Genomic DNA, 16,140 nt, shown 5'->3' with positions numbered 1-16,140 from the left:
CAGCCCTCTCTTCGTCGATTCCCTTCAGCTCCGCATTAACTTTACAAAAAATTAATCCTCCCCAATCGAAATAAAGCGCTTACAAAATTCGCCAAAAGGGTATACAATGGAGGTGGTTCAAATAAATGACGTTGGAGGGATTTCTTATGGTTTATATGCAGCCTGGAACGACCGACTCTGTGGTGACGTTTAAAGAACAGTATGACAATTTTATCGGTGGAAAATGGACAGCCCCTGCGAATGGTCGATACTTCGACAATGTGTCTCCCGTTAATGGAGAAGTATTTTGTAAGGTGGCCAGGTCTACTTCTGAAGACATTGAGTTAGCACTTGATGCCGCACATGAAGCGAAGTCAAGCTGGGGGAAAACCACTCCAACTGAACGTGCGATTCTATTAAACAAAATCGCAGATCGAATTGAAGAGAATCTTGAAAAACTAGCCGTTGCTGAAACCTGGGATAACGGAAAAGCCGTACGAGAAACACTGAATGCGGATATTCCTTTAGCAGTGGATCATTTTCGTTATTTTGCCGGGGTGATTCGTGCACAAGAAGGGTCTCTCAGCCAAATTGATGAGCAGACGGTCGCCTATCATTTTCATGAGCCACTTGGTGTGGTTGGTCAAATTATTCCTTGGAATTTCCCTATTCTTATGGCTGTCTGGAAGCTTGCACCAGCACTCGCTGCTGGAAACTGCGTGGTGTTAAAACCAGCTGAGCAAACGCCAGCATCCATCCTTGTATTAATGGAACTAATTGTGGATCTTCTTCCGGCTGGAGTAGTTAACATTGTAAACGGCTTTGGAGAAGAAGCCGGAAAACCTCTCGCTTCTAACAAACGAATTGCCAAAATTGCCTTTACTGGAGAAACAACAACGGGACGTCTGATCATGCAATATGCCTCAGAGAACCTCATTCCAGTCACCCTAGAGCTTGGTGGTAAATCTCCAAACATCTTCTTTAAAGACGTCATGGATCAAGATGATGCGTATCTTGATAAGGCGATTGAAGGGTTTGTGATGTTTGCGTTAAACCAAGGGGAAGTTTGCACGTGCCCATCACGAACACTCATACATGAATCCATATACGATCAATTTATAGAAAGAGCGCTTAAGCGAGTGAAGGAAATTACATCTGGAAATCCACTCGATCCAAATACAATGATTGGAGCTCAAGCCTCACAAGAGCAGCTTGAGAAAATCACATCCTACCTTGAAATCGGGAAAAACGAAGGAGCCGAATGTCTCATTGGGGGCGGTACACGCCAGGTTGATGGCATGGAAAAAGGTTTCTACGTTGAGCCAACCATTTTTAAAGGGAACAACGAGATGAGAATTTTCCAAGAAGAAATTTTTGGTCCCGTTTTATCTGTCACGACCTTTACGGATGAAGATGAAGCACTAGCCATTGCAAACGATACACTCTATGGACTTGGAGCTGGAATTTGGTCTCGTAACATCAATACTGCCTACAAATTTGGAAGAGAAATTCAAGCAGGACGAGTCTGGACAAACTGCTACCACGTCTATCCGGCACATGCAGCCTTCGGAGGATACAAGCAATCTGGAATCGGCCGTGAGAATCATAAAATGATGCTTGAACACTATCAACAAACAAAAAATCTACTCGTTAGCTATAGTGAAGACGCACAAGGATTCTTCTAAACGAGATCAAAAAGACAACATCTTATACTCAGATGTTGTCTTTTTTTAGTCTTCTATTCTTTATGATTCTGTAGATAATATAGATGGCTAGTCCGGATATAATCACGTAGACAATAGGCATCGTATATTGCTTGAAGATTGGACCTGCCTGTTCCCAATTCTCCCCCAATGTAAAACCTATATATACATATAAAGCAGTTATAGGTAGGATGGCAATAAACGTGTACACACAAAACTTAATTACATTCATTTCACTTATTCCGCAGGGAACAGATATGGCGGTACGAACAACAGGTAAAAATCGTCCAAAAAAGGCTACTCCTGCACCGTATTTGTCAAAGAATCGATCAGATGCATCGATTTGTTTTTTTGAAACTAAAAAATATTTCCCGTATTTTATGACCATTGGGCGACCACCCCACTTACCTAGATAGTAAAGGGTCAGCGGACCAATCGTTCCTCCTACTGCTCCCGCTATAACAACTAGATAGTAGTTAAAATCCCCTTCATACACCCAAAATCCCGCTAAAGGCAAAACCACTTCTGCCGGAACAAATTCAAAACATAGCGCTAGCATAATACCAAAATAAGAAAATCCTTTTAAGAATTCTACAAATGCCATAATATACTCTGTTAGCATGAATGAGCCCTTCCTTTTCTCTCTCTCAAAACGATTGTCATTCGCATTTCATCAGTGACAATCCTCCTTAACACTTAATTTTAAATTATATACAACGATTATTAATTTAATGTAAATTGTTTATGTGACTTTACGGAGTTTCATAACGAACGAGATCATCAAAGCTACCCACAGCGTCATAGACACATAAGCCAACCAAGTGTTTAAGTTGAAAAACTGACTATTCATCTGATTGTCAAAACCTTGTGTAATATCAAGAATATATTGATCATCCCTAGATCCATAGTATGCTTCTAAATGATTACCGAGCATCTCCCGATAGCTATCTAGCGAATATACCTGCCACAAAATAGCCGCAACTATATGAATTGGTAAAAGAACAAGAAACCATTTACTCCATTTATGAAATAAAGCACTACCTAGTAACCTTACCCATCCATAAACAATTACACCTGTAATCGGCACAAGCATACCAACAAAAAAGATCGCTACATTACCCATCGACGAATAAGGCGGCCTCGGGTTCGCAAGCATATGACAAAACGTAAAGCCGATTGCAGATAATAGAAGACCACTTCCAAGAAATATGCGCGCGATCCTCAGTCTCATGGCTCAATCACAGGCCGCACCACCGATCCCATAAACAAAATCGTTTCTGTTTCTTCATCAATAATGGAGAATAAAAACGGCCGATCAACAATAAAACGCTTTTCAACGAGAGTAGCTGATTCATTCAATGCAGCACCAGTAACAGCCGCAGCCTCTGTTCCTTCTTCATCTACGTTGATATACGTTTTCTGAAGCACTTCATCAATTTCATGAGTGGACCCTTCACCAAATAGCGTGGACGTATCCAAGCCTTGATTGAATAACACTCCCATGCCCATCTCTGTTAAACGATCTTCTAAATCATACTCACTTTTAAACGTAAAAGCGGGCAATTGAAGGTCCATTTCTGTACGACTCCAATCTCCGTTTACAAACATTGAAAAATCCAAATCGAATGCTACTTCTTCATATGCACCCGTGTCAGGTAACACTACAATCATTGATAAACCCTCATCTTGATAAGGTAGCTTGACCGCTTCAAACGAAGATTCCTCCATATATTGAAAAGTCTCTGTTTGCTTCATCATCGGATGTTGAATGTCTTCCCCATCTAATAAATAAAATGAACCTGGAATCGTAAGGTGTTTCTCAAAAGGCTTCTCCCAATCTGCATCTAGATAAACGGCATTTATAAGATATGCAATTACGTTGGATGGAACTTCTTCTACAAGCTTCTCAATGAGTCCATTTGTTTTCTCATGAACCCAATCATTTAACTCCTCAGCTGGATTCAGTTCTCTTAGCTCATGCGCTTCGCCGTTATAATAGGTGCCAATCATTTCTTTAAAGTCTTCCTCTACGGCTAAATGGTCTCGATGCCAAATTGAATTCGCGGTCTTTACATCTGAAAAAGGTAAATCGTCAAAGGATTGAATGGTTTGTTGAACAGACTGATTAAGTGCTTCTAAATCAATGGCATTTACATGTAACGCCTCAAGAAGCTCCTCACGATTTGAATCACCAAGTCCATTCGCTAACATATACAAAAGCACCTGCAAACTGTAAGGGGAAATCAACACATTTTGATCCGAATGTTCTTGAATGATCGCCTTAAAAAACGCATCCGATGTTGCGAAATGGGCTGAAGATATTTCAGAATCAATATTTACTGAGTCTCTAGGCGGACTAGCTGCTGGAGATGTTGGATCGTCATTCTGACTTGACCCACCACAACCAGAAAGCAGTACAACCATTACACCGATTCCAAAGGGTAAAACTCTCGACATGTATCGCACCTCCTCATTACCATACTTTCTACAGACAATCGTCGTTCCCCTACAATCTTTATTCTTTTTTTAGAAAGAACTAGTAGAATAGGAAAATACCATGAGAAGGGGTGAGTATTTGATTCAACAATTGAAAAAGTGGCTGTTTGATTTGACAATCTATATCATTTGTTTGCTTTTTTTAGTGACGAGCATAAACTATTTATGGAATTCCTTCATTCCTTTTTCAATTAATGCGCCCTTACAACTGTTTGTATTACCTTTTTTCTTTTTAATCGCATATGTTTTAACGAGACTGCTTCGTGATTGGATAAGGTTCTAATAAACTACCAAATGGTAACGATCATTGCTTTCCTCTGTCTAAAAATATCTGCAAGGCTCACTTGATTAATCTTTGTCTCTTCAACAAATGCCTCATTCCGTTCATCATAATAGTCACTGAGTTGATGTTCTTGATGCCAAAGTACTCTACCTTCCTTCACATGAGCGATAAAATAATCTACACCATTGTATGTAAAATCAATCTCTCTGCCTTGATGTAATAAGAACATGAGATGATCATAACTAATGTTTTCATTTTGTTTTAGATTGTCAGTCAAGCGGTTAAAGTAATCAGAATCTCTATAATCTGCCATCATCTCATCCCCTTTAACTTCTATAGATATTCTACGCACTGCTTTTATGACCTTTTTCTTTGATAGTTCTGGGTGATTTTCACTTACCTGCTCAATACACTCCACACTATTTTTCTCATGTAAAAGTTGCTTAATTTCGTACTCAATGCTAGGATCTAACTCATCTTTTACTTCTTCATTTCCAGGTAATGTATTGATAAAATGGCCTGCAAGAGCATGAACGATTACAATCAAAACCATAATTAAAATGGAGAGATTTATAGTAGTAAAGTAAGAATGTACTAAGATTAAAACCCCTAGGCTAACAAGTAAATCTAAACAGGATGACAAGATCTTTGGAGCCTTCAAATCGAATACATCACCTAAAACATCGATTATTCCATCAACAATGATACTTATAACAAAACTTACAACGTAAAATATCAGTAGCAAGAGGAAAAGCTTTGTCACGCTAAAAACAGACCCGCTAAGCAAATAAATAATTAATACGTCTATGATGATGAGTGGCGATAAAAGGATCATTAAAAAGATTGTTATAGCGATTGAAGACTTTAGTTTTCGTATCAAAGTTCATGCACCTTCTACTTTTTTTATCAAATGTACGTTACACTACACACAACCTATAGTTTGGAGGTCTGTATGTCTTTCTTTAAGAGATTATCTATTTTCGGTATTGGACTTTATTTGGTCTGGTTCTTAGTCTGGCTCATTAAAGATCATCTTTTCTTGATGATGTTACTTTGGGTTTCGTCTATTACATTCACCATTTGTTTTGTAGTTTACAATATTTACTTGTTCATGCATAGGAGACAAAGAAACTAACACAAAAAACCCGGCCAAAGCCGGGTCCCCTCCTATACACTCACTTCTTCGTATTCCTTTTTGAAAAATTCCTTCATCGCATGATACACGTCGCCTTGTTCTTTTAAGATGTAGTGTCTAAAGCGTGGGTCGTCGATGTTTTTGTAAGCGCTCATGAGAGTCGAATGGCGAGAGTATTGATTCACCTCACCATATCCAAACATACTGGATACATCCATAAGTTGATTCACTAGCTTCACGCAGCGGGCATTGTCGCTTGTGAGATTGTCTCCGTCTGAAAAATGAAATGGATAAATATTATAGCGGCTCGGATCATATTTGGAGTCAATGATCTCGAGAGCTTTACGATAGGCAGAGGAGCAAATGGTTCCTCCACTTTCTCCTTTTGAGAAAAAGTCTTCTTCTGTTACTTGTTTAGCCTCGGTATGGTGCGCAATGAACTCAATATCAACCGTTTCATATTTGGTCCGCAAAAATCTTGACATCCAAAAGAAAAAGCTTCGTGCCATGTATTTTTCAAATCGACCCATCGATCCACTTGTATCCATCATCGCGATCACAACGGCTTTGGATTCTGGCCTTGTGACTTCTGTCCACGTTTTAAAGCGGAGGTCGTCGTTCGAAATCGGATTAATCCCTGGTTTTCCACTAAGAGCGTTTCGTTTAATGGCTGAAAGAATCGTTCTGCGCTTATCGACGTTACCCATTAATCCTTTTTTACGGATGTCATTAAATGAGATGTCTTCAATAATGATTTCGTCTTCTTCTTTTTTCTGTAAGTTAGGAAGCTCAAGTTCAGAGAATAAAAGATCCTGCAGCTCGGCTATTGAGACTTCTGCTTCATAATAGTCTTCACCAGCTTTGTCACCCGCTCCTTGACCCTTCCCGGCTCCTGCTTGCTTTTGCGCATTAGGATCCTTCGCGACAACATCTCCAACTTTTGAATCGCCTTGCCCTTGACCGACATGTTTGTTTTTATCATAGTTATAACGAATTTTGTATTCATCTAATGAACGAATGGGAATACGAATGACATCTTTCCCATTTGACATCACGATGCTTTCTTCACTTACTAGATCAGGCAGATTACGTTTAATGGCTTCCTGCACCTTTTCTTGGTGTCTTCGTTGATCCTGATAGCCTTTTCGGTGGAGGGACCAATTCTCCTGAGACACAGCGAACCCTTGATAGTCATCTTTTTTCACATGTTTCCCTCCTTAAATATATCAATAAACAGATCTGCCTTTTTATGCACACATTCAGGCGTTTCAGCATATAGTAAGATGGAATCAGTCCAAAGTTTAAAAGTAGGTCATTTTTTTAGTGATTACCTTATCTTATGCAGACAAGTGAAAGAGTTGCCAAAAAATTCTGATCAACCTAAAAAAGCCTTATCCATCCTTTCTTCCATTTAAAAAGGGACGACCCTCATCATCTAAGGATCGTCCCTTTTGTTGTGTTATGAATTTGTTCCAAGTCTTCGCTCCAGTTCTTCAACTAAACCAACAATTTCAGCGGTTCGTGCTTCTTTTTCAGCAAGGTCCTCTGCTTTTTGGATTCGTTCAAGCGTTTTCTCATCAAGATTCGAAAGACGCTCTTCTTCGTGACGCTTAAACGCTGCATAATCAGCCAAAACCTCTGCTCCTTGACCCACAATCTCAGCTGCGCAGTTTCCTTCTAAGATAATCGTTTCAATATGATCTGGAAAAAGACACTCTTCAATCACCGGCGCTGATTCATGAATGTGTATCGCACAATGTCCACCTTCTGTAATGGTTGTCCGAGATACACGAGGGGTGCTTTCTCCCGTTATTTCGATTTGTGCGAGTCCATGTCCTACAATTGTACACTGTTCAACTTGTCCTTTTGCATGCTCCAAAAACCAAACTGCATTCGATGGACTTTCTGAAATGGTGCACTGTTTAAAGTGAGGATCAGCACCCTCTCGTACAATCACTTGGGGGAACTCAGCTCCATGACGGTACACTTCGCAATGAGAAATGAGCCCTTTGCTTTCTTCAAGAAAATGCATTCCATTCTCATAGCCTTCGTACACTGAGCTAGTATCCATCTCTAAATAGCTCTGTTCTGCTACAACCACTTGAATTTGCTGGTGGCCATAGATGTTTGATTGAACAATATTTGCTGAGGATTGCTCGGTTAACCAAACTCCATAATGCTCTCCATGATGTATGGAGGAACGCTCGATTCTTGCATGCCCTTGTTCAGAGACGCAGATTTGAGGAAGAAAATGATCGGCAATTTCACTATCAGCAATATCTGCTTCTCCGCATTCTGTAACCAGGATGGCGTTACTTTTTCCACCTCGAATAGAGCAGTGGTTCGCATGAAGGGCACCACCGCTTACGTGAAGCTGGGCTTGCAGATGAGCGGTAAGCTGCGATTGCTCAAGCTGAAGAGTGGAGCCGTTAGAGACCACACAACCTATATCTGCGCTATGTATAGACGAATGGCTAATCGTTGCTGTGCTGTCTTCAAGCTTAACTTGCGTGCCTACATTTCGATACAGTTCCACATCATTTAAAAGTAGACGGCCTCCTTGAGCATCAAGTCCCCCACTAGTGCCCTCATATATTCGACTGGACTTAATATGGAGCTCTGCATCCTTTTGCACACGAACTTGAGCGTACTCACCAGAATGACCAAAGATGGAACAATCCTCAAGCGTACCATTTGTTTGCCCCTTTAAAAGAATGGCTTCCTTTTTCCCTTGAAGAATATGTGTATGCTTTGATTTTAAGTTAGCACCTGGGTAGAGAATGACCTGGGTGGCTTGTTGATTTGATAGCGCACAAAAATGCATCTGCACCTTCCCTTGGGAAAGAATAGCGTGCTGATTATTTTGGATAATCACATCACGTAATGTAGCATGGCTCCCTTTCTTCACCATAAGGGCTGTTTCACTCATGCGATTGATATCACAGTTTTCAAGTGTAAGAGAGCCCTCCTGGACAAATACACCAACTTCATCATCCTGGAGCGTCATATTTTTAATTGTCACCCGAGCACCATCTTTTATGACAAAGGACCCTTCTAGAACAACGGAATCCTTCGCATGTGCACCGCAAATCGTTACTGATTTATGTATAAAAAACTTTCCTTTATAAGTTGCTTTATCCAGGTGAATCGTTCCACCCTCTTCAACAAGCTCAAGTGCTTGTTTGACATTTTTATATTTTGACAGGATTTTTTGAGACACGGTTATGGCTTCCATACAATCCACCTCGCTTAGCCTTCATTATAAGGCAAATACCTTTTTGCTGTCCAAATTGAAATGTTTAAAGAAATGAATTCCAATTAAGCAAAATTAGTTGTATAAGAACTTACGTTCGCATATAATTTGCTAAAGGAGGTGATGACGTGTATACGTCTCAGCTAACAAAAATGTGTTTAACTAAAACACGTATTGCGCTTATATACCACTCAAAGTCAAATGAAATCAGTCATCGAGTCATCACACCAGAATCCATTTCAAATGGTATTCTCTCTGGGTATTGCCATCAAAAGAAGCAAATGAGGCGTTTTTCCTTAGACCGCATTCTTTCCTACGCACCAGTTACACAACGTTACTCAAAATCAGGATAAACATGCAAAAAGCTGGCTATCCTTATGTAGCTGGCTTTTGAACAAATAAGCCATGTGGTATACTCTCATATATAGATGAAAGAAACTAAGTTAGGCAGGTATGTACTTATGAAGAAGAATAAATGGTTATTCATTGTCGCACTAAGTACGATTATGGTTAGTGCGTGCCAACAGGATGACCAGCAGTCGTCACCTGACGATTCAAACCCATCAAATGAACAACAAGAACAAACAGAAGATCAATCAGCACCTGATGATTCGAATCAAGCCGAGAATGAAGATGAACCGGCTGAAGAAGAGGAAGAACCGTTTGACGAAGAAACCATGTCTCTTCCTACTGAATATTTTAATGAAATTGAAGAAGTTGATGGACAAGCAATCATTCAAAACCCTGATAATATATTGACCTTCGTAAATCACGACTTTTTGTTACCTAGTGACTACGAGCCAGAGGATCTTGTGATTCCTGATGTGAAATTCTCTTATGGTCATCAGGATATTCCTAAGAGCTATATGCGCGAAGAAGCAGCCGGTGCGCTTGAAGCATTGTTCGCAGCTGCTAATGAGGAAGATATTGAACTAGCTGCCGTTTCCGGGTATCGTTCCTATGATCGTCAACAGGAGCTGTATGATCAAGCAGTGTCTAAGTCTGGCCCTGATCAAGAGTTTGTTGCAAACCCTGGAAGCAGTGAACATCAATCAGGCCTTGCGATGGATGTTTCAAGTGCAAGTGTGAACTATAGTCTTGTTCAAGAATATGAAGATACAGAAGAAGGTCAATGGCTTTCAGAGAATGCGCATCATTTTGGGTTTATTATTCGATACCAAAAGGATAAAGAAGATATTACCGGTTACGGATATGAGCCTTGGCATCTTCGATATGTAGGGGAAGCAGCTATTGAGATTTACGAGAATCAATTGGCTCTTGAGGAATTTTTTGATTTAGTAAAAGAAATCTAACCTGTGTGGCTCGCTTGACGCGAGCCTTTACTCATTAGGAGGGCGTGCTCATTTGAAACAGCTCATCTTAGCGATCATTCGGTTTTATCGGCGGTTTATCTCCCGCTACACTCCACCAACGTGCCGGTTTTACCCCACTTGCTCGCAATACGGGGCAACGGTTGTGACAAGGTTTGGTGCAGCCAAAGGTTCATGGCTCCTCCTAAAACGTTTGGCGAAATGTCATCCTTTTCACCCTGGTGGAATTGACATGCCTCCTGGTGAGGAAGAGGAACCAGCTTCCAGAAATTGTCAGCACCATCATTAAAAAAGCCGGAATCTTAGGAGATTCCGGCTTTTGCTTATTTATTTCCCATAAATGAAAACTCAGGTAATGGCCAAAAACGTAAATCAACCTTCCCAACAATTTGATCTTCACTTACTGGCCCAATCCTGCGACTATCGAGGCTACTTGGACGATTGTCTCCCATCACAAAAACATGTCCCTCAGGTACAACAATCTCATCAAAGTCCTCTGTATACTTTCCAGGTCCTGGTTTAACTTCATCTAAATAAGGCTCCGCTACTTCTTCACCATTAATATAGAGGATGTCATTCTCCACCCGAATTGTGTCACCTGGCAAACCAATCACACGTTTAATGTAATCTTCCTCTTCTGTCGCATGAAAAACAATTAAATCATCATGCTTCGGTTCGCCAAATTGATAATTTAACTTATTCACAATAAACAGCTCTCCTTCATGAGCCGTTGGAAGCATTGATTCACCTCTTACTTCGTAACTCGTGAATAAGAAGGCACGTATGATCACTGCTAGTAGAATTGCAATAATGATCGCTTTTACCCAGCCAAAGATCTCACTTTTCGTTGTACTCACACTGTTCCTCCGCCATTCTTTTCTTTTCAATTTACCACTTTTAAACAAAGACGACAACCTTACTGTACCGCTTATCTTGCCTTTATGTATACCAGCACGAGCGGTCAACACCCTTAAACCAAGCTTCATTCAAGCATTTGTAAAATTAACGTTTTTTATCGTACTTTCTGCACCAAAAAGAACCGATGAGCCAGATGCTTCATCGGTTCCATGCGTTTAACGATTCAACAAGCTACCTACATAACGTAGAAGTTCGTTGGCCGAGGTAGAATTGTATCCATGCTCATCAATTAAACGGGCAATGACCTCGTTCACCTTCTTAAGCTGGGATTCATCCGGTGTTTTAACAGATGTAGTGATTTTAACAATGTCTTTTAAGTCAGCAAATAGCTTCTTCTGAATCGCTTCGCGCAGGCGTTCGTGAGAGTTGTAGTCAAACTTTTTGCCTTTCCTTGCATAGGCCGAGATGCGAATTAGGATCTCTTCCCTGAATGCTTTTTTTGCATTTTCAGAAATTCCGATCTGCTCTTCAATTGAACGCATAAGCTTCTCATCTGGCGTCATCTCTTCACCAGTTAAAGGATCGCGTAATTTATTCTTATTGCAGTACGCTTCCACATTATCTAAATAATTGTCCATAAGTGTTTTGGCAGACTCATCATATGAATACACAAATGCCTTTTGGACTTCTTTTTTCGCAATCGTATCGTATTCTTTTCGTGCAATGGAGATAAAGTCCATATAGCGCTCTCGTTCTTCCTTCGAGATCGATGCATGCGCATCCAAGCCTTCTTTAATAGAACGCAGGACATCTAATGCATTAATAGACGTTAACTGCTTACGAATAATGGCCGAAGAAATTCGGTTAATGACATATCGTGGATCAATTCCGCTCATTCCCTCATCTGTGTGCTCGTTTTTCAGTTCAGCCAAATCCTGTGAGTTAAAGCCCTCTACACTTTCTCCATCATACAAGCGCAGCTTTTTAATCAAATCGACACCAGACTTCGTTGTATCCTTTAATCTAGTAAGGATCGTAAAGATCGCTGCTACTTTAAGAGCATGCGGGGCGATGTGGACGTGTGATAGATCACTATCATCAATCATCTTTTTATAAATGCGCTCTTCTTCACTAACCTTCAAATTATATGGAATCTTCATCACGATGATCCGTGAGTGAAGCGCCTCGTTTTTCTTGTTGGATATAAAGGTTTTGTACTCTGATTCGTTGGTATGGGCTACGATTAGCTCATCCGCTGAGATGAGAGCAAATCTTCCTGCTTTAAAATTCCCCTCCTGCGTAAGAGACAGAAGATGCCACAAGAATTTCTCATCACACTTCAGCATCTCTTGGAACTCCATCATTCCACGGTTTGCTTTATTTAATTCTCCATCAAAACGATAGGCACGAGGGTCTGATTCAGAGCCATACTCGGCAATCGTTGAAAAGTCGATGCTTCCAGTGAGATCAGCGATATCCTGTGACTTAGGATCTGATGGACTGAATGTTCCAATCCCGGTCCGCTTATCCTCGGAGAAGAAAATACGCTCAATGAGTACATCTTCTATTCTTCCTCCATACTCTTCCTGAAGTCGCATCATATTTAATGGAGATAGGTGACCTTCAACCTTTACACCGTATTCTTCTTGAAACTCGGCACGAAGGTGTTGAGGAATCAAATGAAGCGGGTCCTCATGCATTGGGCAGCCTTTAATGGCATAAACGGCTCCACGATCTGTTCTGGAATATTGCTCCAATCCTCTTTTTAACATCGTGACAAGAGTCGATTTACCTCCACTTACTGGTCCCATGAGTAACAGAATTCGCTTTCGTACATCCAATCGTTTTGCCGCCGAGTGAAAGTACTCTTCTACTAACTGTTCAATTGACTCTTCTAACCCATAGATTTGCTCTTTAAAAAAGGAAAATGTCTTTTTGCCGTCTTTCTCCTCCACTCCAGCATCTTCAATCATATTAAACACTCTGGAATGAGCGGTCTGCGTCACATAAGGTTTTTCTTTAATTAGCTCTAAATAATCTTCAAATGTTCCTTCCCACTTCAACCGTTCTTCTTCTTCACGAAAGCGCTCAATCTTTTTTAGTATACTCATAATACCCCTCCATCCTCGTGAATCCGAGATTAATGTATTCTATGCATTAGCCTAGTTGAACATGCCCCTTTTTCGTAAACCCACTCATAAAACGAACCCATATAAAGTCGCAGTAAATTCGCCTAGTGAACTGTAAATTCCATCAAATCAATGGTATACTTTAGCAAAAGTAGACTTAAAGAAAGTGAGATTAGTATGAGACAAAGTACAGGCTGGATTATCATCGTCGTACTGTGTGCTTCATTTGTCCTGCTGTTAACCCGCGTTGGTGCAGAAGTAAATGAAGTAGAAACACTATCAGAGGCGTTTGATACGAATATCGAATTAGGTGAGTTGTTTCTTTCATCTAATAGCTACATCCTTGATTCTGAAGGTCGCTTAGTGTCTGAGATCTATAAGGATACCAACCGAATTTATAAACCATTTGATCAGATTCCTCAGTTATTTATTGATTCATTTGTATCAACCGAAGATCGTCGTTTTTATGAACACGAAGGGTATGATACGGCTGGGATCGCTCGTGCATTTGTAGCGAACACATCTAGTAGCGAAACAGAGCAAGGCGGAAGTACCATTACGCAGCAGCTGGTTCGTAACATTTACTTAAGCCATGAACAAACGTATCAACGAAAGTTAAGCGAGATCTTGTACTCGCGTGAGCTTGAAAAACGTTATACGAAAGATGATATTCTTGAACTCTACTTAAATTCCATTTTTTTTGGTCATCAGGCCTATGGTATTGAAGCAGCAAGCCAATATTATTTTAGTAAAAGCAGCAATGACCTCTCCCTTGCACAGGTTGCTTTTATTACAGCCATTCCAAATAACCCAAGCTTCTATGATCCCGTTAACCACCAGGATCGTACGGAAGAGCGAAAACAGTGGGTATTAAAAAAGATGCTTGAAGAAGAAACCATCACAGAAGAAGAATACATTGAAGCGACCGAGGAAACGATCGAACTAGCCGTTCAGACTCGGACCGATATGTTTCCGGATTATGTGACATATGTGCGTGATGAATTTAGAGATCTTGTAGCTGAGAAAGAGGGCTTTGCGGATCAACTGAAGAATGCAACAACACCAGAACAAAAAGAAGACATTAACGCGGAGCTGGATGCACGGATTCAGAGACTTTACGAAGAAGGCATCGCTATTCATACGGCCTTAAAGCCTTTAATGCAGAAAAAAGCTGTCCAATCAGTAGTTAGCCGCATTCCCAACGAGGACATTCAAGGATCTCTTGCAGTTATCGATAATGAGTCGAACAAGCTTATCGCCATAACAGGTGGAAAAGGCTATGAGAAATTTAACTTTAACCGAGGCTATCAAGATTTTAGACAGCCAGGATCATCCATTAAGCCGTTACTTTCCTTCGCCCCGTATATTGACACAACCGGGGTTGGACCATCTGCAAAAATCGATTCTAAGAATAAGTGTTACCCTGATGGAACGAGTGAAGGATATTGTCCTAAAAACTATAACGATAAAGAAATTGGCTCTGTCACGTTAAACCAAGCATTGGCAAGCTCGTATAATACGACGGCAGTAGCATTACTAAATAGTGTAGGGTTAGAAAAAGCGTATTCTTATCTTGATGCGTTCCAATTTGAAAAGGTCGAGGATTCAGATAGAAATTACTTGCCTACCGCATTAGGAGGGTTTAGTAAAGGGGTCTCCCCTCTTGAGTTAACCCGTGCCTACACGACCTTTGCACATAATGGAGTATACTCTCCTGCACATGGAATCACTGAAGTCGTAGACGGTGGTGGAAATGTGTTGTATAGCTGGGACGAGTCGGAAACGCAAGTATGGAGTCAATCGACAAATGATAAGATGAGACAAATGCTTGCCAATGTTGTTAAAAGCGGAACGGGGCGTACGATTAATGTCAATGCTCCATATGTTGGAGGTAAGACCGGTACTTCAAATAGCTACCATGAGATTTGGTTTGTTGGTTTAACCGATCAATATACAGCGGGTATTTTAATTGGCCGCGATCAGGGGCAGGAAGGACCTAAAAGCATTGAAAGCTTCGCAAAGTCAAATCCTCATCAACGAATTTTTAATGATATTATGAACTAAAAAATGGCGAGCGCTCCATTAGATTGGAACGCTCGCCACTTTCTTTCATGCCTTTACTTTTTGTGAGGGTTACTATCGTAGCCCGCTGTGAAGATTGCCACTAAAAAAACGGCACATACACCTAAAATTAATGCTGTTCCCATGTTTTTCTTCCTCCTTAACGGAAAACCCATTGCTTACGGTTTATTATACTGAATTCTGGGAGGATTGAAAAGGCTTACTCTATCAAACATGTTATACCGCGTCAGCCAAAGGAAAGATTATCTTGCCTAATACTACCAATCTCTGTACAATCTAAACTAGATAAGATTCGATTTACAGCGTATAGAACAGGAGTTTTTTACTAATGTCAAACCGATATTTAACAGGGCACTTTGCACTAATCTCTATCATTTTGTTTAGTTTATCTTTGTCTTTTTATGCCCAATCCTTTGTTTTAGATCAACTTGAGGACTTAGGTGTGTATGAAGGAATGCTTGAGTTTTTTACTGAAGGTGGAATCAAACTTGCCATTCTATTTGTCTTTTTACTAATCTTCTTCATGGTTTTTTCTGCTCTTAAACTCATTTCTGATACTACCGTTCAGCTCTCCATGCTTTTTTTCTCGAAGGACGAAGATGGATCTGAATTAAATAAAGTCCGAGCAGGATCGTGGATTTTCCTCGTGGCCAGTTTACTTTCTCTTTTACTGATGCAGGAGATCTTTTTTATCGCTGTTCTCTTTATTGCAGCCTGCCTCGTTTATTTTATGTTCTTTATCTACAAAATCTATGATTCTCTTAGTGTATTAAGCTTAATAGGATTTATCTTCTTCCATGTTGTGTTCTGGGGAGCCTTTATTTTATTAGTAGGCTATACGAGCTTACGCTTATACAATAGTTTTATTCAAAGTATACCGTTTTAATTGTA

Annotated in this window: 14 protein-coding genes; 6 read left to right on the top strand and 8 right to left on the bottom strand. The window is 40.3% G+C overall.

What is annotated here, in order from left to right; translation table 11 throughout:
• The first annotated feature begins 146 nt into the window (after positions 1 to 146).
• Positions 147 to 1,664, top strand: coding sequence for an acetaldehyde dehydrogenase ExaC (gene exaC / locus JNO66_RS00270; RefSeq protein ID WP_203087450.1), 1,518 nt, complete (start codon positions 147 to 149; stop codon positions 1,662 to 1,664).
• A gap of 28 nt (positions 1,665 to 1,692) precedes the next feature.
• On the opposite strand, the gene JNO66_RS00265 is transcribed toward exaC, so the two are convergent.
• The 6 genes from JNO66_RS00265 to JNO66_RS00240 form a co-directional block, all read right to left on the bottom strand.
• Positions 1,693 to 2,304, bottom strand: a complete 612-nt coding sequence (locus JNO66_RS00265; protein WP_203086217.1) for a DedA family protein — start codon at positions 2,302 to 2,304, stop codon at positions 1,693 to 1,695.
• A gap of 120 nt (positions 2,305 to 2,424) precedes the next feature.
• Positions 2,425 to 2,913 (bottom strand): hypothetical protein, encoded by a 489-nt coding sequence (locus JNO66_RS00260; protein WP_203086216.1) that lies wholly within the window; start codon positions 2,911 to 2,913, stop codon positions 2,425 to 2,427.
• Entirely contained in the window at positions 2,910 to 4,139 is a 1,230-nt protein-coding gene (locus tag JNO66_RS00255; protein WP_203086215.1) for a serpin family protein, read from the bottom strand. Before JNO66_RS00255 ends, JNO66_RS00260 begins: the two co-directional genes overlap by 4 nt.
• A gap of 326 nt (positions 4,140 to 4,465) precedes the next feature.
• Positions 4,466 to 5,341: a 6TM ABC transporter family protein gene (locus tag JNO66_RS00250; protein ID WP_203086214.1), complete on the bottom strand. Its 876-nt coding sequence runs from the start codon at positions 5,339 to 5,341 to the stop codon at positions 4,466 to 4,468.
• Between the two features lie 287 nt (positions 5,342 to 5,628).
• Positions 5,629 to 6,801 carry a sporulation protein YhbH gene (yhbH, locus tag JNO66_RS00245; protein ID WP_203086213.1) on the bottom strand — a complete coding sequence of 391 codons (1,173 nt, stop codon included), beginning with the start codon at positions 6,799 to 6,801 and terminating at the stop codon, positions 5,629 to 5,631.
• A gap of 254 nt (positions 6,802 to 7,055) precedes the next feature.
• Positions 7,056 to 8,831 (bottom strand): right-handed parallel beta-helix repeat-containing protein, encoded by a 1,776-nt coding sequence (locus tag JNO66_RS00240; protein WP_203086212.1) that lies wholly within the window; start codon positions 8,829 to 8,831, stop codon positions 7,056 to 7,058.
• Positions 8,832 to 8,977: 146 nt separating this feature from the next.
• On the opposite strand from JNO66_RS00240, the gene JNO66_RS00235 reads away from it, so the two are divergent.
• The 3 genes from JNO66_RS00235 (at position 8,978) to yidD (ending at position 10,469) form a co-directional block, all read left to right on the top strand.
• On the top strand, positions 8,978 to 9,202 hold the full coding sequence (locus tag JNO66_RS00235; RefSeq protein WP_203086211.1) for a WYL domain-containing protein: 225 nt from the start codon (positions 8,978 to 8,980) through the stop codon (positions 9,200 to 9,202).
• A gap of 108 nt (positions 9,203 to 9,310) precedes the next feature.
• A complete protein-coding gene (locus JNO66_RS00230) occupies positions 9,311 to 10,162 on the top strand; it encodes a M15 family metallopeptidase (RefSeq protein ID WP_203086210.1) in 852 nt (283 codons plus the stop codon).
• 52 nt (positions 10,163 to 10,214) lie between these two features.
• Entirely contained in the window at positions 10,215 to 10,469 is a 255-nt protein-coding gene (gene yidD / locus JNO66_RS00225; RefSeq protein ID WP_203086209.1) for a membrane protein insertion efficiency factor YidD, read from the top strand.
• A 34-nt stretch (positions 10,470 to 10,503) separates the two neighbouring features.
• Here yidD and lepB read toward each other — a convergent pair whose 3' ends face one another.
• Entirely contained in the window at positions 10,504 to 11,037 is a 534-nt protein-coding gene (gene lepB, locus JNO66_RS00220; protein ID WP_273753098.1) for a signal peptidase I, read from the bottom strand.
• Between the two features lie 216 nt (positions 11,038 to 11,253).
• A complete protein-coding gene (locus JNO66_RS00215; RefSeq protein ID WP_203086207.1) occupies positions 11,254 to 13,149 on the bottom strand; it encodes a PrkA family serine protein kinase in 1,896 nt (631 codons plus the stop codon).
• A gap of 195 nt (positions 13,150 to 13,344) precedes the next feature.
• On the opposite strand from JNO66_RS00215, the gene JNO66_RS00210 reads away from it, so the two are divergent.
• Both JNO66_RS00210 and JNO66_RS00205 read left to right on the top strand, forming a co-directional pair.
• On the top strand, positions 13,345 to 15,231 hold the full coding sequence (locus JNO66_RS00210) for a transglycosylase domain-containing protein (RefSeq protein ID WP_203086206.1): 1,887 nt from the start codon (positions 13,345 to 13,347) through the stop codon (positions 15,229 to 15,231).
• Between the two features lie 346 nt (positions 15,232 to 15,577).
• Entirely contained in the window at positions 15,578 to 16,135 is a 558-nt protein-coding gene (locus tag JNO66_RS00205; RefSeq protein WP_203086205.1) for a DUF5366 family protein, read from the top strand.
• Positions 16,136 to 16,140 lie beyond the last annotated feature (5 nt).

This window comes from Alkalicoccobacillus gibsonii (assembly GCF_016798245.1).
GTDB lineage: Bacteria > Bacillota > Bacilli > Bacillales > Bacillaceae_D > Alkalicoccobacillus > Alkalicoccobacillus gibsonii.
Note: the sequence above shows the minus strand (reverse complement) of the source record. Positions and strands in the feature narration are given on the sequence as shown.